The 25,814-nt window shown below is 40.7% G+C and carries 16 protein-coding genes and 2 pseudogenes; 7 read left to right on the top strand and 11 right to left on the bottom strand.

Going from position 1 to position 25,814, the window contains the following annotated elements:
* The gene (gene sixA / locus L5B83_RS08740; protein WP_265778196.1) at positions 1-468 is read left to right on the top strand and encodes a phosphohistidine phosphatase SixA; all 468 of its coding nucleotides are present in this window, start codon (positions 1-3) and stop codon (positions 466-468) included.
* Between the two features lie 223 nt (positions 469-691).
* Positions 692-2,032, top strand: coding sequence for an L-cystine transporter (locus L5B83_RS08735; RefSeq protein ID WP_250364556.1), 1,341 nt, complete (start codon positions 692-694; stop codon positions 2,030-2,032).
* An 83-nt stretch (positions 2,033-2,115) separates the two neighbouring features.
* On the opposite strand, the gene L5B83_RS08730 is transcribed toward L5B83_RS08735, so the two are convergent.
* Complete coding sequence (locus L5B83_RS08730) at positions 2,116-3,444, bottom strand: cation:proton antiporter (RefSeq protein ID WP_265778195.1); 1,329 nt, start codon at positions 3,442-3,444, stop codon at positions 2,116-2,118.
* Positions 3,445-3,604: 160 nt separating this feature from the next.
* Between L5B83_RS08730 and L5B83_RS08725 the strand changes: the two genes are divergently transcribed.
* A complete protein-coding gene (locus L5B83_RS08725; RefSeq protein WP_265778194.1) occupies positions 3,605-4,483 on the top strand; it encodes an endonuclease/exonuclease/phosphatase family protein in 879 nt (292 codons plus the stop codon).
* Here the strand turns inward: L5B83_RS08725 and L5B83_RS08720 are convergent.
* Positions 4,467-4,817, bottom strand: coding sequence for a RidA family protein (locus L5B83_RS08720; protein WP_265778193.1), 351 nt, complete (start codon positions 4,815-4,817; stop codon positions 4,467-4,469). The genes L5B83_RS08725 and L5B83_RS08720 overlap by 17 nt on opposite strands.
* Before the next feature lie 109 nt (positions 4,818-4,926).
* On the opposite strand from L5B83_RS08720, the gene L5B83_RS08715 reads away from it, so the two are divergent.
* On the top strand, positions 4,927-5,643 hold the full coding sequence (locus L5B83_RS08715; RefSeq protein WP_265778192.1) for a YwiC-like family protein: 717 nt from the start codon (positions 4,927-4,929) through the stop codon (positions 5,641-5,643).
* Between the two features lie 609 nt (positions 5,644-6,252).
* Here the strand turns inward: L5B83_RS08715 and L5B83_RS08710 are convergent.
* From L5B83_RS08710 to L5B83_RS08680, 8 genes and pseudogenes are all read right to left on the bottom strand, one after another.
* Positions 6,253-7,443 (bottom strand): HlyD family efflux transporter periplasmic adaptor subunit, encoded by a 1,191-nt coding sequence (locus L5B83_RS08710; protein WP_265778191.1) that lies wholly within the window; start codon positions 7,441-7,443, stop codon positions 6,253-6,255.
* A gap of 103 nt (positions 7,444-7,546) precedes the next feature.
* Positions 7,547-8,185 (bottom strand): annotated as a pseudogene (locus tag L5B83_RS12485) (ATP-binding cassette domain-containing protein); the annotation flags it as partial.
* 240 nt (positions 8,186-8,425) lie between these two features.
* Positions 8,426-9,970, bottom strand: a pseudogene (locus L5B83_RS12480) (ABC transporter transmembrane domain-containing protein); the annotation flags it as partial.
* A 1,654-nt stretch (positions 9,971-11,624) separates the two neighbouring features.
* A complete protein-coding gene (locus tag L5B83_RS08700; protein ID WP_265777954.1) occupies positions 11,625-11,762 on the bottom strand; it encodes a hypothetical protein in 138 nt (45 codons plus the stop codon).
* Positions 11,763-12,722: 960 nt separating this feature from the next.
* On the bottom strand, positions 12,723-13,163 hold the full coding sequence (locus L5B83_RS08695; RefSeq protein ID WP_265777451.1) for a TolC family protein: 441 nt from the start codon (positions 13,161-13,163) through the stop codon (positions 12,723-12,725).
* Entirely contained in the window at positions 13,157-14,374 is a 1,218-nt protein-coding gene (locus L5B83_RS08690; RefSeq protein WP_265778190.1) for a TolC family protein, read from the bottom strand. The genes L5B83_RS08695 and L5B83_RS08690 overlap by 7 nt, the downstream gene beginning before the upstream one ends.
* A gap of 370 nt (positions 14,375-14,744) precedes the next feature.
* Positions 14,745-20,522 carry a hypothetical protein gene (locus L5B83_RS08685; RefSeq protein WP_265778189.1) on the bottom strand — a complete coding sequence of 1,926 codons (5,778 nt, stop codon included), beginning with the start codon at positions 20,520-20,522 and terminating at the stop codon, positions 14,745-14,747.
* 462 nt (positions 20,523-20,984) lie between these two features.
* Positions 20,985-21,173 carry a hypothetical protein gene (locus L5B83_RS08680; RefSeq protein ID WP_265778187.1) on the bottom strand — a complete coding sequence of 63 codons (189 nt, stop codon included), beginning with the start codon at positions 21,171-21,173 and terminating at the stop codon, positions 20,985-20,987.
* Positions 21,174-21,428: 255 nt separating this feature from the next.
* On the opposite strand from L5B83_RS08680, the gene L5B83_RS08675 reads away from it, so the two are divergent.
* Positions 21,429-22,802, top strand: a complete 1,374-nt coding sequence (locus tag L5B83_RS08675; protein WP_265778186.1) for a Do family serine endopeptidase — start codon at positions 21,429-21,431, stop codon at positions 22,800-22,802.
* A 123-nt stretch (positions 22,803-22,925) separates the two neighbouring features.
* On the opposite strand, the gene L5B83_RS08670 is transcribed toward L5B83_RS08675, so the two are convergent.
* The gene (locus L5B83_RS08670; protein ID WP_265778185.1) at positions 22,926-23,519 is read right to left on the bottom strand and encodes an FMN-dependent NADH-azoreductase; all 594 of its coding nucleotides are present in this window, start codon (positions 23,517-23,519) and stop codon (positions 22,926-22,928) included.
* 181 nt (positions 23,520-23,700) lie between these two features.
* On the opposite strand from L5B83_RS08670, the gene sohB reads away from it, so the two are divergent.
* Both sohB and L5B83_RS08660 read left to right on the top strand, forming a co-directional pair.
* Positions 23,701-24,759 (top strand): protease SohB, encoded by a 1,059-nt coding sequence (sohB, locus tag L5B83_RS08665; RefSeq protein ID WP_265778184.1) that lies wholly within the window; start codon positions 23,701-23,703, stop codon positions 24,757-24,759.
* A gap of 175 nt (positions 24,760-24,934) precedes the next feature.
* Positions 24,935-25,753 carry an OmpA family protein gene (locus L5B83_RS08660; RefSeq protein ID WP_265778183.1) on the top strand — a complete coding sequence of 273 codons (819 nt, stop codon included), beginning with the start codon at positions 24,935-24,937 and terminating at the stop codon, positions 25,751-25,753.
* Positions 25,754-25,814 lie beyond the last annotated feature (61 nt).

Genomic DNA, 25,814 nt, shown 5'->3' with positions numbered 1-25,814 from the left:
ATGAAAATTTTTGTAATGCGACACGGCGAGGCGCAGACCATCGCCCCTTCAGATAGTGCAAGACCTCTCACAGAAAAGGGCAAACAGCAAGCATATCAACAAGGGCAATGGCTACATTCTATGAATATTCAGCTGGATAAAGTCCTCGTTAGCCCTTATCTGCGTGCGCAACAAACCTTTGAGCAAGTGAATTTGGCGTATCAAAATCAGCTGCAAACTAAGTGCGAAACGTGGGAGGGGATCACACCCTATGGAGATGCAGGCCTAGTGCGAGATTATTTGAATGTGCTGTCGGAAGACGGTGTGAAAACCTTGCTGATTATTTCTCATTTACCTTTGGTAGGGGATATCGTACGTGAATTGTGCGGCAGAAATCCTGCCAATTTTTACCCAGCCACGCTTGTTGAAGTGGGCATCCATTGTGAAGACACAATAGGAAAAGTGGAAAGCATCAATTATCCTAGATAGCCTATTGCGTGAGAAAAAGTGCGGTAAAAGATACCGCACTTTTTGTTTTTATTCCTTTTCTTACGGCGTGTAATAGGTTGCCCCTGCCTATAACGAATAATCCTGATTACGTAAGCTAATTTGATAGATCAAAATGGCATAAGATATGCCAAAAACGTCATTGAGCTACACAGATTATCTTATATATTATACTAATGATGATATAAATTAAGGAGTTACAATGATGTGGAGCTATCTTGCACTCAATTTAGCAATTTTTATCGCCTTGTTGATCGGCATAAAATGGTATTTTAATCAAAATCATACCTTATCGCGTAGCGTGTTTTTAGGGTTAGTATTAGGGGGATTATTTGGCGGCGCATTGCATTTATTTTATGACGGTAATGTGCCAGTAATGAAAGAAACCCTGAATTGGATTGGCATTGTGGGCAGCGGTTATGTGAGATTATTGCAAATGATCGTAATGCCACTGGTCTTTGTTTCCATTCTCTCTGCGGTTGCACGCTTACAAGGAGCAAGCTCTTTAGGCAAGATTAGTGTCAGCGTTCTTTCTGTATTACTGTTCACCACCGCAATTGCAGCAGTGATAGGGATTACTATGGCAAATTTATTTGATCTCTCAGCCGAAGGGTTGGTGGCAGGTGATCGTGAGCTTGCTGCACAAGATCGCGTTCTGGGACGCGCAGAAAAGGTGGCAGGTTTAAATGTGCCGACAATGTTGCTTTCTTTTATTCCGAAAAATCCTTTTGCGGAACTTACTGGAGCCAACCCAACTTCGATTATCAGTGTGGTGATTTTTGCCGCATTTCTAGGCGTGGCGATTCTGCGTATTCGTCGAGAGGATGAGGAATTAGCGGCACGATTATCACAAGGTGTTGAAAGTTTAAATAAATTAGTGATGAGCCTTGTTCGTGTGGTGATTCGCCTTACCCCTTATGGCGTTTTGGCCTTGATGACAAAAGTGGTTGCCAACTCAAATCTTGCTGATATTCTTAACTTGCTTGGCTTTATTGTTGCATCTTATTTGGCGATTTTCTTAATGTTCGTGGTACACGGTATTTTACTTGCTTTGGTGAAAGTAAATCCAGTTCGTTACTATCAACAGGCTTTCCCAACGTTACTTTTTGCTTTCACTTCCCGTTCCAGTGCTGCAACAATTCCAATGAATATTGAAACCCAAGTATCAAAATTGAATGTGCCGTCAGCCATTGCGAATTTTGCCGCATCTTTTGGTGCAACAATCGGGCAAAACGGCTGTGCCGGCATTTACCCGGCAATGCTCGCCGTAATGGTTGCGCCAACCGTGGGGATTGATCCAATGTCGTTAGAATTTTTGCTTACCCTTGTATTAGTGGTAACCCTTTCTTCATTCGGCATTGCTGGCGTTGGTGGAGGCGCAACGTTTGCAGCAATTATCGTGCTTTCTACAATGGGCTTACCCTTAGCATTAGTTGGTTTACTCATTTCCATTGAACCTCTCATTGATATGGGGCGCACAGCGTTAAACGTAAACGGGGCAATGACTGCAGGCGTGGTTTCAAGCAGAATTTTGCGTAAAGCTTAATTTTATAAAAAGAGAAGTGCGGTACTTTTTTAGAACTTTTTTCTCGCTTATCAAAAAGGCTAACTTGAGTTAGCCTTTCTTCTTTATGCGTCTTTTTCTTCTTTATGCTCAGGCTTCAACCCCACATAGCCTCTAGCTTGTAAGGTGGCTTCTTTAGATTTACGAACCATTGTTTCAATGGTTGTGCCTTGGACGAGAATGGAGAACATTACCACTGCATAGGTCATCACTAAGAGCAAATCGCGCACGTTCATACCAATTTTAGGGATATATAGGCTACCCACGGGAAGAGAAAGTGCCATTGCCAGTGAAAGCCCACCGCGTAAACCGCCCCAAGTGAGAATGCGTAAGGTATATGGATTGTATGTGGTTTTCATACTGAGAAATTTAAAGGGCGTCCATACACTGATATAACGACACAGTAAACACAATGGAATAGCAATCAAGCTAAGGATAATGCCTTGATAGGTGAAATTTACTAATAACATTGCCGCACCAATTAACAGGAATAAAAGGGAGTTGAGGAAATGATCGATCATTTCCCAAAAATGATCTAAATAGTGCTGACTTTGTTTGGAAAATCCTGTGTGTCTTGTCCAGTTACCGATAATGATGCCCGACACCACCATTGCTAATGCGCCGGAAACTTCAAGTAAATCGGCAATCATAAAGCCCGCCGTAGGAATGGTGAGCGTAAGGAGAATTTCTAAACTACCATCATCAGTAGCAGAAATAAGAAAGTGTGCGATTAATCCAAGAACTAAGCCAAATAATAATCCGCCGCCTGCTTCCATAAAAAAGAGTTCGCTGACATCGGCGATTGTTGGCTGTTTGCCCCCAAATGCGACGGCAAAAATAGTGGTAAAAATCACCAAACCCACACCGTCATTAAATAAGGATTCTCCCTCTACTTTCATCGAAAGTTTTTTTGGTGCTTTGAGATTTTTGATAATCGCCAATACGGCAATAGGGTCAGTAGGCGAAATTAATGCGCCAAACAACATACAATAGATAAAATCCACTTCCCAGCCAAGGACGTAAGTTAAAAGATAAAAACTTGAACCGATAAGGAATGTGGAGGCGAAAGTAGAAAATAAGGCGAGAATGGTGATTTCACATTTTTGGCTTTTCATTACGGGGAGTTTTATGCCTAGCGCCCCGGCAAAGAGAAGAAAACCTAAAATCCCGTTGAGCAGAAAGCTTTTAAAATCAATTTGTTCCATCACGCCCTTGGCAAGTGAATCAATGTGCAATAAATTGAAATGCCCCATTATTAACAAAATCAGAGAAGCAACCATTGAGGTGGCAGTGATGGCAATGGTATATTGAATTTTGTCATTAATTTTCTGCGTAATAAAACCAATCAAAATAGAAATGGCAGAGAGAAAGCAAATGTAGGTATAAACGTTCATTGAAGAGCCTTAATCAAAATAATAAAGAATTTTGCTAAGAAAAGTGGCTCATTTTGCTCCACTTGATAAAGGAAAGGGATGGAGAATAAGCCAAATTAATTGGCGTAGTATAAGTAAACTGCTATTATTTAGAAAGCACAAATTTTCAAAATACATCAAAATGAGTAAACTAAAATCCTTTTTTATTGCCCTATTAGGGATGATTTTGCTTGGTTTGGGCTATTTGTGGTATAGCCTAGAAATTTATCCTGTCCCACAAATTCAATTTCATACAAAAAGCCCATTGGCTTATCAGCGTAAAGCACTAGATAGCGCAGTGACCTGTTTTTATACCGAGCAATCTGTTAAACCTATTGAGCAGCAGAACTTTCGTCTGTTAGTGTGGAATATGCACAAAGGGCAAGATAAAGGTTGGCAAAACGCACTTTCGTTCTTTGCGAAAGCATCCGATGTTCTTTTTTTGCAAGAGGTATCTAGCGAGCAACATTTAGCACAGCAATTTTCTCAGCAATTTCCTACCGCACTTTATACCAGTAGCTTTGCTTATTTGGGGAAGCAATCTGGGGTAATGCTGATGAGCCATTTTCAGCCACAATCTTTCTGTGCGGGTTCCTCTGTCGAGCCTTGGATTCGTATTCCTAAAGTGGGGAATGCGATGAGGTTTCCGTTGGTGAATGGGCAATCTTTATTAACGATTAATTTACATTTGGTCAATTTTGAGCTTAACCCAGTTCGCTATCAACAGCAGTTAGAAGCAATGTTTAAACTGATTAAATCGCATCAAGGGCCAATTATTCTGGCAGGGGATTTCAATGCGTGGAATAGTGGGCGGATAAATTTAATCAAAAAACTCACCGCACTTTATGGCTTAGTTCCTGTCTCATTTCAGCCAGATGACAGGCTACGTTTTTTAGCGAATCCGCTCGATTGGGTATTTGTACGCGGTTTTAATGTGAAGTCTGCACGCACGATGCAAACCACCAGCTCCGATCATAATCCGTTACTGGTGGAATTAACCTTGCTTAAACCGCAGCCGTAATGACGATTTCCACTTTCCACTCAGGCAGTGCGAGTTTTGCTTCTACGGTTGCACGGCTTGGTGGATTATGACGATCCACCCACTCATCCCAAGCTTGGTTCATTTCCGTATAATCTTGCATATCAGCCAAGAAAATCTGTGCATTTAGGATGTTACTTTTATTTGAACCCGCTTCCGCCAGCAATTTATCAATCAAACCTAGCACTTCTTTGGTTTGCTCATAGGCATTGCCTTGTGTATTTTCTGGCACTTGCCCCGCCAAATAAGCCACGCCATTGTAAATGCACATTTCAGCAAGGCGTTCATTGGTGTGAAAACGTTGGATAGTTGTCATCGTTTTTTCCCTTTCTATGAAATAAAAATAATTCGCAAGGATTATAGCGATTGTGCGTAAAAATAGCTAAAATTCTTGGTAATTTTTCACCGCACTTAGAAAATTTATTATGAAATTGCTTATTTCCAATCAACACGGTGCTATCGTGATGGCATTAATGCCGTTTTTATACGGAATGTTGCTCTCCACGCCGATAACACTCCATTTATTTCTTTTGCTAGCGTGGTTCTCTCTTTATTTGATGACCTATCCTTTTTTAAATTTATTTAAAGGCAGAAATCTTGAATTTTATCGTAAATGGACGCTGATTTACGCCACTGCCAGCTTGCTTTTTGCCTTACCTGCCTTGTTGCATAACTGGCATATATTCTATTTTTTACTCGCAATGTTACCTTTTGTGGCAGTGAATATTTATTATGTAAAACAAAAAAATGAGAGAGCATTACTTAATGATTTTGCAGGGATTATTATTTTTGCGATCGCTGGAATGGCCGCTTATTATTTCGCCAATTCGCAATTCGATCATAAAATCTACTGGGTGGCGCTATATCCAAGCCTCTTTTTTGTGGGCGTAACCCTTTATGTTAAATCTGTAATGCGTGAACGCAAAAATCCTCGATATTTACAAATTTCCATTCTTTTTCATTTGTTGTGTATATTAGGTTTTGTCTTATGCCAGCAATATGGGTTAGCGCTCGCCTTTTTTCCACCATTTCTCCGAGCCTTAATTCTTCCTAAATATAAACTTTCAGTAAAGCAAGTAGGAATGGTTGAAATGGGCGTATCATTATTGTTTTTTGTGATGTTGGTATGGATAAGTTTGTGAGGGTAAACGCTTGACAATAGGGAGAAATTCCTATCATTCTAGTCAAAATATTTCTTTTAGGGCTAATTATAGGGATAAATATGAGTAAAATAAATTTAATGAAAGGCTGGGGCGGTTTTTAATCTACCTTAGTAACAATAAATTCACTTTTAGGTGAGCGTTATGGCTTTTGAATACAAACAGGAACCATAATTTTATCTATTCTTGTAACAGGTTATTATGCGAGATATAACTTGTAAATAAACAAAACACCTTCCCTCACAGCTCAACTCAGCCTATTTTTAAAAACGAGAAAAATAGGCATTTATCTTTAAAAAGCATCTTGAGTCCAATAGGAACAAGACAACAAATAGATTAAAGATGATCTAGTGAATTAAAAAGGAAATCAATAAATCATCACAGATTAAGCAAAAATTGTAATATTATGTTTATTAAAGGCTTTTTAAATAAAAAGCGTTGCTAACAATTTAAAAAAATAATGGTTAGCAACGACCTTGTTCATTAATCCTATAAAAATAGAGGTGGTTTTCTAATAATTTAAAAAAATGGCCTCTTAGGGAATATAGTAACAAGAAAAAATCAGCATAATGTGCTGTTATCCTCGCCTTTCTAAATCGTCTTTAACGCATCACGTGTTTTAAGGATTGGGCGGAGGAGGTAGTCAATGATTCGCATTTTATTGGCTTCAAGCTCCGCATCAACCACCATCCCATTACGAATGTCTAAGTGGCGTTGTTGCCATTTTTGAAGGGATTCGGGGGTTAAGGTGATGGTGACCACATAACTTGGCGGGGCATCGCGTCTGTGTTTATCAGGGACGGTATCGGCGCCGATTTTCGTTACTTTACCCTGTAAGGTGCCGTAAATACTGTAATCATAAGCGGTGAGTTTTAAATTGGCATTCATATTGGGCACAACATAGCCGATGTCTTTTGGTAACACACGTACTTCGGCAACAAGGCTATCGTCTTTGGGAACAATATCTAAAATGGGTTGCCCGGGGCTGACCACCGCGCCAACGGTAGAGAAAAACAGTTGATTGACGGTGCCGTCCGCGGGGGCTTTGACGGTGGTACGTTCCAGTTGGTCTAAGTTGGCTTTCCGTTTTTCTTCCAGTAAGGATTGTTCGCTGATGGTTTCCGACAGCTCGGTTGATTGACGTTTACGCACATCCGAAAAAAACGCATCGCGTTCAGAATAAAGGGCAGCCAGTTGTTGTTCGGTGGTGAGTAATTCTTGTTTTGAGACCGCGCCACTTTTAATAAAGGGCTTGATGTTATTCAGTTGCTGTTCTTTAAGCGCAATTAAGCGCTGAAAGTGTTTGGCTTTACTCATAAACTCTTGCAAGCGAGTTTGATAAAGTGCCTGCTCAGCTTCCGCCATTGTTGGGTAGAGTTGAGCCAGTTTTTCTGGAAATCTCAACGGGATAATTTGCGTCTCAGGGGTAAGGGGCAGTTTAAGCTCTTGTTGTAGGCGCTGACGTTTAAAGGTGAGCGAGGCCAGTTTTTTGTCTAATTCTTCCACCGCACTTTGAAAACGGGTGGTATCAAAATGGAGCAGAACTTGTCCTTTTTTGACGATTTGTCCTTCTTCCACATTAATTGCTTGAATGATACCGCCTTCAAGGTTTTGGACTACTTGGGTACGCGCGGCGGAAACCAGTTCGCCATTGGCACGCACCACACGGCTAAAGGGGGTAATATACGACCAAATCAGCAGGGCGGTAAGCAGCAAGCTAATTAAGGTCAGATAGCGTTTTGTCTGTGTTGGTTGAGTCATTTCTTGGGTTAAATCACGCATAAGATGGTTCTCTTTTCTTGTGTTATGTTGTTTGGTTTGGGTTAGGCTATTTTGCCTAAGCCTAAGCCTAAGCCTAAGCCTAAGCCTAAGCCTAAGCCTAAGCCTAAGCGGATTGTGCGGCTTGTGCTTGCTCAATTTTCTGTAAAATCACATCTCTTGGACCGTCAGCAATAATCTGTCCTTGTGCCATCACAATAATTCTGTCCACCATAGATAAAATCGGGGTGCGGTGGGTCACCACAATAAAGGTTTTATCACGAGTAAAACGTTGAATATGATGGATAACGTGCTGTTCCACTTGTGGGTCAAAACTTGCCGTCGGTTCATCTAATAGCACCACATTGGCTTGACTTAAAAAGACACGGGCTAATTGCACACTGTGTTTTTGCCCAACCGATAACCCTGCACCGCCATCACGAATGGGTAAATCCAAGCCATAAGGGTGAGATTGAATTAATTCCGCTAAACCAGTCTGCTGTAAGACAGCCAGTAATTGTTCATCACGGATACGTCTGTCGCCAAAGGTCAGATTATCGCGTAGCGTGCCATTAAACAGCTGGGCTTCTTGGGTGTTATAGGCAATGGCACGGCGTAAATCTTTTGCCGCAATCTGTCTGCCATCAATGCCATCAAATTTAAGCTCGCCTTGTTGCGGTAAATAAAGCCCGGCTAACAGTTTTAATAAGGTGGATTTGCCCGAGCCATTGGGGCCTAAAATGCCAATTTTCTCACCCGGACGAATAACAAGTTGTTGAATATTGAGGGCAGGGCGCGCTTTCGCTTCATAGCTAAATTGCAAGTGTTTTAAGTGAATATGCCCGCTTAATTGGGTGCGGCGTAATTTACGTTGTTCAATGGGGTCATCTTGTTCGCCATTTGCAATGGTATCTAAATCCGCCAAAGAGGATTTGATTTGTTGCCAACGGATTAACAACGAACTTAAACGGGCAAAAGGGGCAAGGGCGCGAGAGGTTAAAATACTCAAGGCAATCATTGCCCCCATCGTAAAATGCCCTTCAAAGACCTGATAGGCTGCTACGGTAATGGTCATCGCATAGGCAAATTGTTGGATAGACGCCGCCCATTGGGTGAGAAACGTGACGAGGTGGCGTTGTTGCATCGAAACAGTCGCCACTAAATAACTAATGTCATTCCATTGTTGTTCAAAAAAACGTCCAGCATTGGCATTTTTCACGGTTTCTAAATGATAACTGACTTCATTATATAAACGGTTTGCCGCGGCGTGTGAGCCGAGATAAGACTTCACAATACGCAACATTTTTTTGCGATAAAGCAGTGCGGGAAGCACCATTAACAGCAAGGCAAAGAGCGGGACAAACACGACCGGTCCACCGAGCAGGTAAATAACGGCTAAAAATATCACCGCAAAGGGAATATCAACAAACGAACCCACAGCGGCTTCCGTGAAGAACTCACGGACAGAATTAAATTCCCGCATTTGTTGATTAAGGCGATTAGGGGAAGGGGTTTGGTGAGACAAACGTAAGCCCATTAAACGACGTAATAACAGTGCCGTTGCCTGCACATCAATGCGTTTCCCGCTGTAATCTAACAAATGAGAGCGGAAAATACGCAACAGCCCCTCGAGTAAAAAGGCAATGGACACCCCCATTAACAATGCCCAGAGGGTTTCTTCGGATTTATTGGGGATAACACGGTCATAGACTTGCAGCGAAAAGAAAGAGGAAATCGCCGACAAGAGGTTAGCAAAGAGCGAGGCAATGAGGACTCGGTAGAAGATGCCTTTTTCTGCACGAAAGAGCCGCCAAAACCAATGCCCATTTTCCTGTTCAACGGCATTTTCTTGTTGAATACGGGAAAGGGTTTTACGCAGTTGATAGTAATGGGGGCGCGTGTCATCGGCATTGCGGTTTTCTTTCGCGTTATGGCTAACGTGTGCTTGTGCGTTTGTTTGTCCATTGTCGTTCGCGAGAGCTTGCCCAGTTGTATTTAAGTGAGGGGTCACATCAGCGTTCGCATCGGCATTGCGGTTTTCTTTGGCGTTATGGCTGAGGTGTGCCTGTGCCTTTGTTTGCCCATTGTCGTTCGCGAGAGCTTGCCCAGTTGTATTCAAGTGAGGGGGCACATTGGCATTTGCGTGAGTGTTAGCCTTTTTCTGTGGTGCTTGGGTGAGCGTGTGCAACAAGGCGTGCCATTCTGCGATGGTGAGTTCAATGGGGTCTGAATGACGGGCATAAAGTAAAAGGGTTTGCTCACTGCCTTTTTTCCCTGAACGGGTGGTTTTCACCCTTGCGATAGGTTGGCGAGCGTGCGAGGTGTTTGGGTTTTTCGCTAATACCACAAGGGCTTGTTCAGCATTGACCGTCACCACACAAGGGGCAGACAGTGATGCCCATTGTTTTTTTTCTTCGGAAGCCAAGGGATGATGGGTGAGGTCAAGTTGTTCATCCAGCAATAAGGCTTGTAATGCGGCAGCGCGACGTTGGTGTAAAGACGGAGTGGGTGCAGTAGGCGAGCTTGGTGTCGTCGGGGTAGAGGATGACATTTTTCCTGTGCCAGCGAGGTGTTCGGCTGTGGCGACTGACATCGCAACAGGGTTGCCTTGCCCTTTCTGATTTGGCGATGTCATCGTATTTAATGCGAAGTCAATATCGGCATTAGAAAGGGGTAAACCGATGGCATAAGCTTGTTGTGCAAGGGCTTCGTCAAAGGGAAGCAAGCAACGTTCAGCTAAGGTGTTCAGGCGTTCAGTGGAAATTATCATACGTAATTAGTCCTTCTTTTTTGTTGTTTAGGTATTCCAACGCATTAAGTGCGGTGGTTTTTTTATAATTTTTATTTGCCGTTATTAAGGGGGTTGCCTTTTTTTATTTCCTCGTCCTGTTGGGCGGGGTAGTGCGGCTGTTTTTTTATCGTTTTCTTTGCTTATCTTTTATTTTTCCATTCATTGATTTTGTTCGTTTACTAATTTTTTGTTCGTTCATTTGTATATTTTTTCTTCTGTTTGCTATTTTTTCTTTTTGTCTTAGTTGAGCTTTGTTTATTCATTTTTATTTTTCTCTTGCATATTTTCTTTTCTTCCTTTGGTAGTGGTTGCTATATTCAATTATTCTTTCCCTTTTCGCGGTTTAGGTATTCCGACTTATTATAAGTGCGGTGGTTTTTTATAATTTTTATTTGCCGTTATTAAGGGTATTGCCTTTTTTTATTTCCTCGTCCTGTTTGGTGGGTTGGCTGTTTTTTTATTTCTTTTGCTTCTTGTTACTCATTTTTTGTTCGTCTTTTTATGTGCTTCCTATTCTTTTTTTACTTATTTATTTCATTCCGTTTGCTGATTTTCTTTTCCTCTATTTTCTGGTTTTCTTTTAGTTGAGGTTGTGCTTTGTTTATGTATTTTTCTTTTACATATTTTTTCTTCCTTTGGTAGTGGTTGCTATATTCAATTATTCTTTCCCTTTCGCGGTTTAGGTATTCCGACTTATTATAAGTGCGGTGTTTTTTTATGATTTTATTTGCCGTTACAAGGCTATTGTTTTTTCTCCCGTTCTGTTTTTGTGGTTATACGGCTTTTTTATTCTTCCATTTATTGATTTTGTTCGCTTACTGATTTTTTGTTCGGTTATTTATATATTTTCTTTTCATCTTTTAGTGGTAATTTCATATTTAGTTATCCCTTTCTCTTTTTGTCCCATTCTGTTTGGCAGGCAATACGGCTTTTTTCTATTTTTCCATTTGTTGATTTTGTTCGTTTACTAATTTTTTGTTTGTTCATTTGTATATTTTTTCTTCTGTTTACTATTTTTTCTTTTGGTTGAGGTTGTGCTTTGTTTATGTGTTTTTTTCTTTTATATATTTTTTCTTTCTTTGGTGGTGGTTGCTATATTCAATTATTTTTTCCCTTTCGCGGTTTAGGTATTCCGACTTATTATAAGTGCGGTGGTTTTTTATGGTTTTTATTTGCCGTTATTAAGGGTATTGCCTTTTTTTATTTCTCCATCCTGTTTGGTGGGGTGGCTGTTTTTTTTTATTTCTTTTGCTTCTTATTACTCATTTTTTTTCGTCTGTTTATGTGTTTTATATTATTTTATTTGTTGTTTTTCTTTCGGTCTAGGGGAATTTGTTTATTTTCTTTTCCTATTTGATCATGTTTTATTCTTTCATTTATTGATTTCTTCTTTTTATGTGCTTCCTATTCTTTTTTACTTATTTATTTCATTCCGTTTGCTGATTTTCTTTCCCTCTATTTTCTGGTTTTCTTTTAGTTGAGGTTGTGCTTTGTTTATGTATTTTTCTTTTACATATTTTTTTCTTTCTTTGGTGGTGGTTGCTATATTCAATTATTCTTTCCCTTTCGCGGTTTAGGTATTCCGACTTATTATAAGTGCGGTGGTTTTTTTATGGTTTTTATTTGCTGTTATTAAGGGGTTGCCTTTTTTATTTCTCCATCCTGTTTGGTGGGTTGGCTGTTTTTTTTATTTCTTTTGCTTCTTATTACTCATTTTTTGTTCGTCTTTTTGTGTGTTTTATATTCTTCCATTTGTTGTTTTTCTTTTGGTTTAGGGGGATTTATTTATTTTCTTTTCCTATTTGATCATATTTTATTCTTTCATTTATTGATTTCTTATTTTTATGTGCTTCCTATTATTTTTTACTTATTTATTTCATTTCGTTTGCTGATTTTCTTTCCCTCTATTTTCTGGTTTTCTTTTAGTTGAGGTTGTGCTTTGTTTATGTATTTTTCTTTTACATATTTTCTTTTCTTCCTTTGGTAGTGGTTGCTATATTCAATTATTCTTTCTCTTTTGTGGTTTAGATATTTCGACTTATTATAAGCGCGGTGGTTTTTTATGATTTTTATTTGCCGTTACAAGGTTGTTGCTTTTTTTCGTTCTGCTTGCTCGGCAATGCTACTTTTTTCTATTTTTTTTATTTATTGATTTTGTTTATTTACTGATTTTCTGTTCGGTTATTTATATATTTTCTTTTCATCTTTTAGTAGTGATTTTCATATTTAGTTACTCCTTTCATTTTTGTGATTTAGGTATTCCGACTTATTATAAGTGCAGTGGTTTTTTTATGGTTTTTATTTGTACCGCCTTGTTGGGCGGGTGTAGGGTTGTTTTTTTGTTTCTTTTGCTTCTTTTTAGCCATTTTTATTCTTCCATTTATTGTTTTTTTCTTTTTGTCGGGGTTATGCTTTATTTATTCGTTTTTTTCTATTCCGTATTTCCTTTATTTCTTTCTATTTCTATTTTTATTATCCTTTTTTTATCTCATCTCATTTTTCCCGTTTTTTCTTATTTTTCCGCTAATGTGCTGGGTAGCACCAAGGGTAAGCGGTTGGCTTTGATGCGGATAAGCTCGAGTAAGGCATTGTTACGCTCGATTTTGGTGCGGAGTAAGGTGCTGTATGGGCTGATGCCATCGGCGATAGAGGCTTGGGAGATTTCAAATTGGCGGTTAAATAAGTCGATTGAGCTTTGTGTTTGGGCGATGAAAGCGTCAAAGGTTTGTAGGTTTTGTTGTAAACGGTCTGTCTCTAAATCAAGACGCGAGCGTTCGGTGCGAATATCATCGGCTAATCGTTCATAGTCGCGTTGTGCCGCCAAAAGGGCTGCCTCTTGGGCGTTTACACGGGCTGAGCCGGCAAAAATTCCCGTAGGGGCTTGTAGGCTGACATTCAATTGGGTGTCGCTTTGTCCTTTGACATTTTTATATCCACCTGCCGTCACTACCACTTTAGGGTAAAGGCTTTTTTCTCGGCTTCTACGGCGGCTTTGGCGCGTTCAATGAATTTTTCCGCTTGTTGTAGCTGAGGCGCTTGGTTTAAGTCTGCAACAGGGGTATTAATCACCGCCAATAATTGAGTCAGTGTAGGAACGTCGTTAAGTGAAATCGGGCGAATGAGCTGACGCGATAACAGGGAAAGGGATAAATCCAGCTGTTTTTTAAGGGTTTGGATTTCGGTGGTGAGTTCAGCGGATTTAATGCTTAATAGCATTTCATCGGAACCGTTATCTACACCGGAAGCCTGACGACTTTGGGCTAATTGTAACAGTTGATTGATATTGGCTAAGGTGTTTTGGGTGAGGGCAATGCGGGCTTGGCGTTCCGCCACTTCGCCGAGTTTGATTAAGGTTTCACTGAGGCGTTTGGTTTGCTCGAGGTGTTTGTTGATGATGGCACTCTCAGTGGTTAATTGGCGTTGGGTGACTTGGGTGTCGTTTTGCCCAAAGTCAAAGAGGGTGTAATTGACTTCCAAGCCGAATTGGGCAGTGTGGTTTTTGCCTACGCCTGCCACGGGGCGAATATCGGGATAGGCTTGGCGTTCGGTGGCAGTGGTTTCGGCTTGGTGTTGGGCAATTAAGGCATCGGCAGAGGCGTGGTTATCGAAATAGGTGAGTGCCGATTGCAAAATGGCTTGGACGGGTTTGCCTTCACGGGAAGAGGCAATGATTTGCATCACAAGGGGTTGCACCGCAACAGGGGCAGTAGCATTGCCCTGTGTGGTTGGCACGGGGTTGGTGAGCTGAAGTGGGGCTAAGGAATAGCGTTGTGGCTCGGGCTGAGGTGGTGTTGATGGCGAGGTAGAAGCTATAGACGTAGCAGTAGCCGTTTTCGTAGAGGTGGCAGTTGATGCGGTTATCACCTTACCCAGCTTCACTTGTTCTATTGAGGCTTGTGTTGGGTGATTGTCACTATTGTATTGAGCGGGTTGAGTGGTGTGGGCTTTGTTATGAGGATTTGCCACCGTTGAAGCGGAAGCCATTACATCGCCCATTTTCACTTGCTCTATTGAGGCTTGCATAGGGTGGTTGTCACCATTGTGTTGAATGGGGTGTGTGGCTGGGTGTTGGCAACCCACTAATAGCGTGGTGCTTAACAGGGCGAAAAGGGTATTAAATCGAAAGCCTCGTAAGGCGTTGCGTGCGTTATAATCAAATTGCATAGGAAATCCTTTGAGAGAAATAATGAAAACCCGAGGGAATTTGTGATTAGTCAATGATTTTTAACAATATGGTTAAGGTATTGCTGTTATTTATCGGAATGTGAATGGATTTATTCCGAAAGGATAAACAATCAAGATCTACTTATTCTCAAGGGTTTGAATTATTTAAAGTGCGGTCAGAATTTGAGGAATTTTGATAAAAACTCGTGAAAAACTGACCGCTCTTTTAATGATGATTAATCAAGCGTTACCATTAATTAGCCCACGCAATGAGATGAATAGCATAGTTATTCACTTTTTCTTTTGATTAAAGAGGATAAATAAATCCTTATATCAAAAGCATTGGCGTTAGCTATAGATGATAAAACGATTAGCCTCCAATCACTGTATCAACCGCCGTGCTGATATATACATCTAAATGTTCATCACCTACATCGGCAGTATAGTGGGTATAGCCTTTATGCCCTGCTTCATTAGCCGCCCCTTTAGTGAAATCACTAGATAGCGTCACTTTATCATCAGCTTGACCGATAATATTTAACCCACCTTCGCTGATTTTGGCGATGGTTTTTGAATCAATGGTTAATTCACTAGCATTATTTCTTGTCAATTTAATCTCTTTTAACGCATCGCCAAGAGAGGCTAAACGCTCAGCACTATATTCAGTCATATTCTCATTAAGAATAAGTGATGTAGAAGCATTACGCGCCCCGAATGTATAAGTTGATGGTGCATCAGGGTTTACTGAATCAAGTGTTATAATAGAATGGGTAATTTTTCCATTACCGTTTATTTCATAAGTCGTGAAGTTTTGGCGTATTTTATGTGCTTCATCAGTATAAACTGCAATATCTTTAGCTCTTCCGAAACCTTCATAGTAGCTTTCATATACATTATAGTCTGTTCTAGTCACAGCACCTTTCGCGTCATAATAGGTATCAATACGCTCAGCAACTCTTGTCGCATTATCGTACTTATATGTATAAGTATCTTTTTTAACATCCTTAGCATTAAAATGCGTTTCTGACTCTTTTAACCCATCATCATAATAGGTGTATGTTGTACTTGTATTTTTTGTAGTTAATGCTGGGTCAGCGTACTTAATAGTAGCTGTCTCTAGTTGTTTCAATGCATTGTAAGTGTTACTTGTTGTGTGGAGGAGTTTTAGTTCTCCATTTAAATCAAGAGAATAGCGCTCATCTGTAACAATAAGACCAAATTCATTACGTGTATAGATATTTTTTTGATCAATATCAGTAGCATTATTCGCAGCACGATATTCAGCAGTGTTACCGTAAGCGTCAACATCATAATATCGAATAGCATCAACATCCTTATTAGTATCCGTTTGGTTGATGTCTCTACGAACAATATAACCATTTGGATCGCGTGTTACAGTTTCAATGCGATTTGGTTCACCGCGATTGGTATCATCATAGGTATAAACTGAGACTCGTCCTAAGGCATCCAGTTTATAGTCCTCTGTTGCATCAACAATATTATCAACAGTCTCACCATTAGATTTATAGATATCTTTATGGGTAACCTGATGGTTATTGTTGCGTGTAACGTGCTCTTTTGACGTGAGTATATCGCCCAAATAATAAGAGGTTTCGGTTATATATCCAGAGGCATCAAGCACATAATCCTCATGCTTATCATATGGACCATCTCCAGTGAGATCGATTTCTTTTTTAACCACATTGCCATTATTATCGCGAGTGTAGCGCTCTTTGCTATCGGGGTTACCATCTGCATTATTGTCCGTTTCTTGAACTAATACACGCCCTTCCGCGTCAAGTTGGGTATTGGTGATAATGCGGTCAATTCCTTGATGGTTGCCAGTTGTTGCACTTGCTTTTGCCCCTGTGGCAGTTTTGCCGTCAAGGTCTTGATAGGTTTTGAGGGTGTGACCATTGTTGTCAAGGTCGAGATAGTCAATGCAGTCAATCGCTCCTTTGGCGTCAAGGTTGTATTTCACTTCGGTGATTTCACCTTTGGCATTTAAGGTGTATTCCTCAAATTTCTCAATCCCTGAAAGTGCGGTGGTTTTTCCGTTAATTTGTTCGCTTAGGCTTTCACCGGTGTTCTTCGCATCCGCATTGGTGTATTTGGCTTTGATGTTGCCGTTCGCGTCTAAGTCAAAGTAGTCAATAGCGGTTTCAGTCAATCCGGTGTAGGTACCATCCGATTTTGCGCCGGTTGGTACAGCGTAAGTGGTTTGGACGATTTGTCCTTTTTCGTTCAATGCGTATGTTTCCACTTGGTCAATGGTGCCATCCCCATTCGCATCAATGTCTTTGCCTTTCATTTGACCAAATTCGTTGTAACGGTATGTTTCAACTTTGTCCGCTTTGCCCTTGTTGTTGGTTTCATTCCCATCGTTGAAGAAGCTGGTTTGGATAAGGTTGCCGTTGCCATCGTATTTGTTTACTTCAATGCGGTCTGGCGTGTCATCATTATTGTCATTATAAGTGATACGTTCTACTTGCCCCTTGTCGTTATAGTCATAGCTTTCAGTACGGTCATCGTTGCCATCCGCGTCCCCATCAATGGATTTTTTGCTGACTAGCCCTTCAGGGTTGTACTCATAGGTTTCAATGATATCTACTCCTTTCACTGATTTACCGTCAACCACTTTATCTTTGCCTGTAGAGGTTTCACCATCAGCATTGATGTATTTAGTGGTGAGCTGACCTTCTGCATTGTAGATGTTGGTTTCAATACGGTCTGCTTTGCCGTTATTGTTGGCATCATTTCCATCGTTGAAGAACTTGGTTTCGGTGACATTGCCTTTGTTGTCATATTGATAGGTTTCAATATGGTCAATGGTGTTGTCTGCACCGTTGTTGTAGTTGTCATTGAAGCTGGCTTTGGTTGGTTTGTAAACGATTTCAGTTTCGCCGTTTTCATTGGTGACGGTAAAGGCTTTATTGCCCTCGTAGGTGATTTTGGCATCTGCATTGCCGTCGTCGTTAATATCCAGCACGCGTTCTACCACGTCGGTTTCGTTACCGCTGTTACCAAGGGTGTCTTTGCGTTCAACATCACCGCTACCATTGTTGTCATAGCTGATAGTATGTGGTTTACCGTTTTGATATTCAATCTTTTTGGTGAGACGTTCATTCCCATCTGTGATAATGAGGTCAGGGTTACCATCTTCAGGGGTTTCGTCATACTCTGTTTTGATTGGTGTAGTATTGGCTGAGTCATTATTGTCGAAGTGTTCAATCTTCTCAAAGAACGCGTTACCATTTCCATTGTATTTAATGGTTTCCACACGCCCGTTGCTGTCCGCATCAATTTCCACTTTAGTGATGTTGGATGGATTGTTGCCTTTGTTGTCAAAGGTTTCGACTTTTTCATCGTGACCATCGCCATTAGCGTCGTATTCTTTACGGTCAATAAAGCCATTTTTGTCGGCGTCAATATCACGTTGAATAACTTTCCCCGTATCCACATCAATGTGTTCCACTAAAGATGGGTGTTCGTCAGTAGCCTTGTCATAAGTGGCTTCGGTGATTTGGTCCACTTTGCCATCATCGTTGGTGTCAAGCTCCGTTCTCACGGTTTTTGAGCCATTTGCGTTGAGGGTAGTGGTGGTTTTTTCTTCCATATGACCGTTGGTATTCGCATCTTTTGTGTCCACGGTGGTTGTGGTGCCATCTTGTGTGGTTGTGGCGGTTTCATGTGTGACTTTATTGTCTGCCGTTTTTTCTGTGGTGACCGTTGAATCCATCACGCCATCATCCTTGCTAGAGGTTTCCACAGTGGTTGTGGTTGAACCGTCTGCTTTTGTGTTCACGGTCGTTTTTTCATCTACATGACCGTCGGCATCTTTATCGTTTTCCGTTACGGTGGTGGTAGCGCCGTTGTCTCCAGCGGTGGTGCTTTCTTTGGTGGTGGAAGTGGCTTTTCCTTCTGGATTTCTTTCTGTGGTTTCCGTTGAATCCATCACGCCATTATCCTTGCTAGAGGTTTCCACGGTAGTTGTGCTTGAACCGTCTGCTTTTGTGTTCACAGTCGTTTTTTCATCCACATGACCGTCGGCATCTTTATCTTTTTCCGTTACGGTAGTGGTAGAGCCGTTGTCTCCAGCAGTGGTGGATTGTTTGGTGGTGGAAGTGGCTTCCCCAGCTGGGTTTCTTTTTGTAGTTTCCGTTGAATCCATCACGCCATCATCCTTGCTAGAGGTTTCCACGGTAGTTGTGGTTGAACCGTCTGCTTTTGTGTTCACGGTCGTTTTTTCATCTACGTGTTCATCGGCATCTTTATTTTTTTCTGTTACCGTGGTGGTTGAACCATCATCTTCTGTGGTTGTGGTTTCTTTGGTGGTTGAAACAGTTTGACCGTTGCTGTCTTTTTCTTTCACCGTGGTTGTTGAGCCATTTTCATTTTTGACCGTTGTCGCCTCGGTGCTACCGGTGACATGATCGTCTTTGTCTTTGGCAATGGTTGTAGTCGTGGTTGAACCGTCCTCATTTTGTTTAGTTGTGGCTTCGGTGCTGCCGGTTACATTGTCATCTTTGTCTTTGGCAATGGTTGTAGTTGTGCTTGAACCGTCCTCATTTTGTTTGGTTGTGGCTTCGGTGCTACCGATTTTATTGCCATTTTCGTCTTTGATGATAGTTTTTACAACATTACCCTCTTCAGTTGGCTTAGTGGTGGTTTCCGTACTACCCGTGGTGTGACCGCTTGCGTCTTTGTTTTCGGTCGTTTCCGTGGTTGAACCATCCTCATTTTGTTTTGTGGTGGTTTCTGTACTACCCGTGGTTTTACCGCTTGCATCTTTGTTTACGGCTGTTTCGGTAGTCGAACCATCTTCATTTTGTTTTGTGGTGGTTTCTGTGCTACCGGTGGTGTTACCGTGCGCATCTTTGTTTACGGCTGTTTCGGTAGTTGAACCATCTGCATTTTGTTTTGTGGTGGTTTCTGTGCTACCGGTGGTGTTACCGTGTGCATCTTTGTTTACGGCTGTTTCGGTGGTTGAACCATCCTCATTTTGTTTTGTGGTGGTTTCTGTGCTACCCGTGGTGTTACCGCTTGCATCTTTGTTTACGGCTGTTTCAGTAGTCGAACCATCTTCATTTTGTTTTGTGGTGGTTTCTGTACTACCCGTGGTTTTACCGCTTGCATCTTTGTTTACGGCTGTTTCAGTAGTCGAACCATCTGCATTTTGTTTTGTGGTGGTTTCTGTCGTACCGGTGGTGTTACCGTGAGCATCTTTGTTTACGGCTGTTTCGGTAGTTGAACCATCCGCATTTTGTTTTGTGGTGGTTTCTGTGCTACCGGTGGTGTTACCGTATGCATCTTTGTTTACGGTGTCTTCTGTTATTGAGCCGTCTTTATTATGTTTGATAGTGGTCTCACTGCTACCCGTAGTGTTATCGTATTTATCTTTGGTTTCCGAGGTTCGGGCATCTGCATTGCCATCCCCATCCTTATCTTTGGTTATGGTCGTGGTGGTAGAACCATCTGGGTGATTGATTACCTCTGTGGTTTCTTCCGGCTTACCATCTTCATTCATATCAACCGTAGTGGTTTCTTTTGTGGTGTTACCCTTACTATCTTTTTCGGTGGTGATTGTGGTATCGAATTTCCCATCACCATCGGTATCTTTTCTTTCTCTTGTGGTGGTTGAACCATCAGGATGAGTGTTGGTTTCCGTGATAGGTGCGGCAGCAGAACTACCTGAAGAACCGTTTTTGTCTGCAAGGGCGAACATTCCCCCTAAAATCCCTAAGCTTGCCGCCCCGACATATAATGGCGTGGCATCAGTAATAGCGCCACCTGCTTCGGCTGCTGGGGCAACGGCATTTAATAATACGGCATCGGTAGATTGTTTTGCTAAGGCAGATAAGGCATCAGACCCTAATAAGGCATCGGCTTCAGCATTGGAGAGGTGAGCGGCTTGGGTCACAAAGCCATTTTCATTCATGATAAGTTGGTCAAAGCCGACACCATTTTCTGCTTTTAATAACAGATTGTGTGGCGATTTAAAAAAGCCGTCGAGTTCAATGGTGTTGCCATTGTCTAAGGTGATAACAAGGTTATCCCCTTGGCGTTGCGTTTGTTTTACGCTTGAGTAACTGAAAGGCAATACAATGGTATCTTTCGATAAGACATTGATAATGACTGTATTTTTCATAAGAATATCTTCTTAAGGTTGTGGTTTAAAAATGTATTCATCCAGCACCGCACTTTGTATAGCGCGGTGTTTGTTTGAATAAGTGTGTGAATAAAAAAGACCTTGCGCGAGAGAGTCAGAGGTTGCGCAGGGCCAAAAGGAAAATGCCCGCGTTGATTGCTATAAATAGAATGAACGCGATGGCAAGGGGGCAGAGATGGGGTAACGTTATCCCCCGTCTCACGATTTAAAATGGGTGTTAAGGTTTTTGATTGTGCAAAAAATAGGCGTGTGCGTAATGCTCGCACGGGATTAAGGTCATCATGTTTATTGAAAACGCCTTGTTCTTGTAAGAAAAAACGCACGCAACAGGTTGGGAAATCCCACCAGAAAACGTGAAATAAAGGGGCTAACTTGAGAACAAAGAAAAGGAAAAAAGAGAGAGAAAAAGAGACAGAAAAATAGGCAAAATAAGCCTTGACATCAACTAAATATTGATGTCTGCTTGCTTGCTTGCTTGCTTGCTTGCTTGCTTGCTTGCTTGCTTGCTTGCTTGCTTGCTTGCTTGCTTGCTTGCTTGCTTGCTTGCTTGCTTGCTTGCTTGCTTGCTTGCTTGCTTGCTTGCTTGCTTGCTTGCTTGCTTGCTATGCCTTGTTCTTGGATTTTGTTCATATTTTGGTCGCGCGTTAAAATTGCGCTTATTCTATCTATTTGATTTAGCTTATGCAACTTTGAGGGCGCATTTACCTCTTTTTTTGTAATTTTTAACTATTTGATCATTTTGATGAACAATTTTTTACTTCTTTTGTCATAGGAGAGACAGTGAATAAACTTTTCTTAATGAAAGGAAATGTTTATTGATCTCTTTAAAAATTGAGAACTGTTCTTACCTTAATATTATGTTTAGTAATAAAATGGAGAAATGAAGTGAAAAGAAAACATTTTTTATTAACGAGTATTGCACTTGGCTTAACGGTGCTTGGTTCTTCAGTGAGTTCAATGGCAACCTTACCTCCACCTAGTACGTTGTCAGAAACACCGACGCTTGCACCAATGTTAGAACGTGTGCTTCCTAGTGTGGTTTCTATTTCTGTGGAGGGAAAACAAAAATCACGTTTTCAAAATGATGAGCTACCTGAGGAGTTTAAGTTTTTCTTCGGTCCAGATGTGTTTAGCAACAATTCTTCTCGTCGCTTTAAAGGACTGGGTTCTGGTGTGATTATTAATGCACAGAAAGGTTATGTTTTAACCAATAACCACGTTGTGGATCAAGCGGATAAAATCACGGTGAAATTACAAGATGGACGAGAGTTTAACGCAAAATTAGTAGGAACGGATGATCTCTCTGATATTGCCTTAATTCAATTAGAAAATCCGAAGAATTTGACAGAAATTAAGATAGCCGATTCTGATAAGCTTCGTGTAGGCGATTATACGGTTGCTGTGGGGAACCCATTTGGTTTAGGTCAGACCGTCACTTCTGGTATTGTCTCTGCGTTGGGGCGTTCAACAGGATCAGAAACAGGGAATTATGAGAACTATATCCAAACCGATGCTGCTGTAAACCAAGGAAATTCAGGCGGACCTTTGCTGAATTTAAATGGTGAGTTAATTGGTATTAATACTGCGATTATTTCGCCAAATGGTGGCAATGCTGGCATTGCTTTTGCTATTCCAAGTAATATGGCAAATAGTTTAGTGAAACAAATTCTGGAATTTGGTGAAGTTCGTCGCGGGTTATTAGGAATAAAAGGCACAGAATTAAATGCTGATTTGGCTAAGGCATTGAAAATTGATGCACAGAAAGGGGCATTTATCAGTGAGGTGCTTCCTGACTCTGCGGCAGAAAAAGCAGGATTGCAAGCGGGTGATGTTATTACGGCACTGAATGGGCAAAACTTATCAAGTTTTGCAGAGTTAAGAGCTAAAATTGCTACTGCAGGTGCGGGGAAACAAGTTAAATTAACGTATTTGCGTGATGGTAAATCTAATACCACCTCTGTCACACTGCAATCTGATGAGCAAACTAAAGCAAACGCAGATAATTTATTGCCAGCGCTTGAGGGGGCGGAATTAAGTAATTACGATGCTAAAGGGAAAAAAGGCGTTGAGATTAGCAAAATTAAGGATAAATCTTTAGCTCAACGTTTGGGATTAAAAGAAGGCGATGTCATTATTGGTGTTAATCGTGTAACGATTAAAGATTTAGACCAATTACGTGCCATACTAAAAGATAACCCTTCTACCATTGCGTTAAATATTTTGCGTGGTAAAACCAATTTTTATTTGCTCGTGCAATAAAAATTTTGCCATAAAGAAAAAGCTTGATGAAAATCAAGCTTTTTTGTCGTGCGATAATCTTAAAGAAAATAATGTTTCGTTATGTTTAAAGGCAAAGGTTGATTAACATAAACAAATTTTTATTTAAGATAATGAAATGAGTGTATCTACTTTTGCTTTTGCTTGTTCTTGCGATTTAGCGGCGACTTCTGCCCCCGATCCTACGCCTTCTACATAAACAAATTCCACATCATTAATGCCGATAAAACCAAGGAATGTTTTCAAATAGGGGGTGATAACATCTGTGACCTGCCCTTGGTGTACGCCGCCGAAAGAGGCTAATACAATGGCTTTTTTCCCTTTTACTAAGCCTTCAGGGCCATTTTCGGTATATTGGAAAGTGACACGTGGGCGGGCAATGAAATCAATGTAACTTTTTAATTGGGTTGGAATATTAAAGTTGTACATTGGTGCATTGATAATAAGGGTATCAGCATCTTTTAATTCTGCGACCAATTCATCTGAAAGTGCCAGTAATGCTTTATCTTGGTCGGTTTTTGGTTCGCCACGCAAGGCATTGGCAGCAATACCATCAAAATGTGGCAATGGGTTCGCGCCTAAATCACGCTCAACCACTTCGGTGCCAGCAGGTAATTTTGAAACAAGGTAGTCAGCAAGCTGATTCGTTTGTGAGTAATCGCCAAGAATACTTGATTTTAAAACAAGAACTTTCGACATAAGAAATCCTTAAATTGTGCTTATTATAAAGTGCGGTCATTATAAAGGGAATTTTTGCTAGAACAATGGGATAAAAGGAAAAAGATTTTTTCTTAATCGTAAATAATCAGCGAGAAATTGCACTTTGTCAGAAATGCTTTATGATCGCATTTTGATTTTTATTTAACAACAAGGACAGATTATGTGGTCAGAATTAGCAATGGGCTATGGCTTATTTATTTTAGAAATTCTTACGGTGTTATTGGTTATTACTGGCATTGTCGCGATGATTATGGCGTTTAAACAGAAAAAATCTCATCAAGCAGGGGAGTTGGTCATCACCGATTTATCGCAAGAATATGAAGAAAATGCCAAGCGTTTGGCGGAGTTTCATCTTTCTGAAGAAGCGTTAAAACAAGTAGAAAAAGCACGTAAAAAAGAGGATAAACAAAAAGCAAAAGCAGAAAAAGAAAAGCGTAAAAAAGGTGAAAATCCAGAAAATGAACGCAAGCCCCATTTATTTGTGTTGAACTTTAAAGGGGATATTTCTGCTTCAGAAACCACCGCACTTCGCGAGGAAGTGAGTGCTATTATCGCCGTAGCAAAACCGGAAGATGAGGTATTATTGCGTTTGGAAAGCCCCGGTGGTGTGGTTCACGGTTATGGGCTTGCGGCTTCCCAGTTAGCACGCTTAAAACAGCACCAGATTAAATTAACCGTGGCAGTGGATAAAGTAGCAGCCAGTGGAGGCTATATGATGGCGTGCGTAGCGGATAAAATTATTGCCGCACCTTTCGCTATTATTGGTTCAGTAGGGGTGGTGGCACAGGTGCCGAATATTCATCGTTTACTGAAAAAACACGATGTGGATGTGGACGTGATGACTGCGGGAGAATATAAACGTACAGTCACTTTACTTGGCGAAAATACGGAAAAAGGGAAAGAAAAATTCCAGCAAGAATTAGAAGAAACTCATCAATTATTTAAACAATTTGTTGCACAGCATCGTCCACAGGTTGATATTGAGCAGGTAGCCACTGGAGAGCATTGGTTTGGGCAGCAAGCGTTAGGATTAAACTTAGTTGATGAAATTGCCACCAGCGATGATGTTATCCTGCAAGCGATTAAAGATAAATTTGTCGTTTCGGTGAAATACGCAATGAAAAAATCCCTTGTCCAGAAATTAGGGAAACAAGCGGAAGAAAGTGCAGATAATGTGCTATTGGGGTGGTTAAAACGTAATGAGCGAACGCTATATTAAAGAGGACGTTGCATTTACATTATTTGACAAAAAACTCATTGGATTTCGTTGAGTAAAGCGTTTTGTCAATTTACTTTATTAGCAATTCGCTTTACTATATAGCGCCGAACAAAAATGCCATTTGAGCATTTTGTTTATTTTAAGTAATGGTTTTATTCAGTGTTAAGGTAAAAATATGAAATTATCACATCTTTTATTCTCAGCTGTTGCTGCAACGACATTAGCAGCCTGCGGAAATTTAAGTAAAGTGACAGATGAAGGTACATCTGATCACTTAGTTTGGCCTAAAATTGAAGATTCAACATTTAATCATAATGGTAGCCAGTATGGTTCTTGGCCAAATTGGGATAATGTGAGAATGATTGAACGTGGTATGAATAAAGATCAAATTTATAACTTGATCGATCGTCCACATTTTGCAGAAGGTTTATTCAGTGTTCGCGAATGGGATTATGTGTTTAACTATCGTGAAAATGGCGAGCATAAAATCTGTCAATACAAAATTTTGTTTGACAAAAATATGAACGCACAAAGTTTCTTCTGGTATCCAAATGGTTGTAATGGAAGCTTATCGTTTAGCTTAAAAGGCGATTTTCTATTTGACTTCAATAAAGATGTTTTGACTGCAAAAGGGATTCAGGTAATAGATAATGTGGCGAAACAATTGAAAGAGACCCAAGCTAAAAATGTTAAGGTTTCAGGTCATACTGACCGTTTAGGTTCTGCGGATTATAATTTAAAATTATCCCAGCGCCGAGCTGATAGTGTTAAAGCACGTTTAATTCAGCAAGGTGTAACGGCAAATATTGAAGCAATTGGTTATGGAAAAGCATATCAAGTGAAAGCTTGTGATAACGTAACGGGTCAAGCATTAAAAGACTGCTTACGCGAAAATCGTCGTGTAGAAATTTCTTCGTCAGGAAAATTAGTAAAACAGCAAGAAAATTCAACGCAGGGTGGGCCTATTGGTCCAGCACCGCTTTATGCAAAATAATCCACTGTTTTAGCTGTTGAAATGAAAAAAAAGCTGATCTCAATATTGAGGTCAGCTTTTT

Origin of the sequence: Avibacterium sp. 21-599, assembly GCF_026226765.1 — a bacterium.
Classification (GTDB): Bacteria; Pseudomonadota; Gammaproteobacteria; order Enterobacterales; family Pasteurellaceae; genus Avibacterium.
Note: the sequence above shows the minus strand (reverse complement) of the source record. Positions and strands in the feature narration are given on the sequence as shown.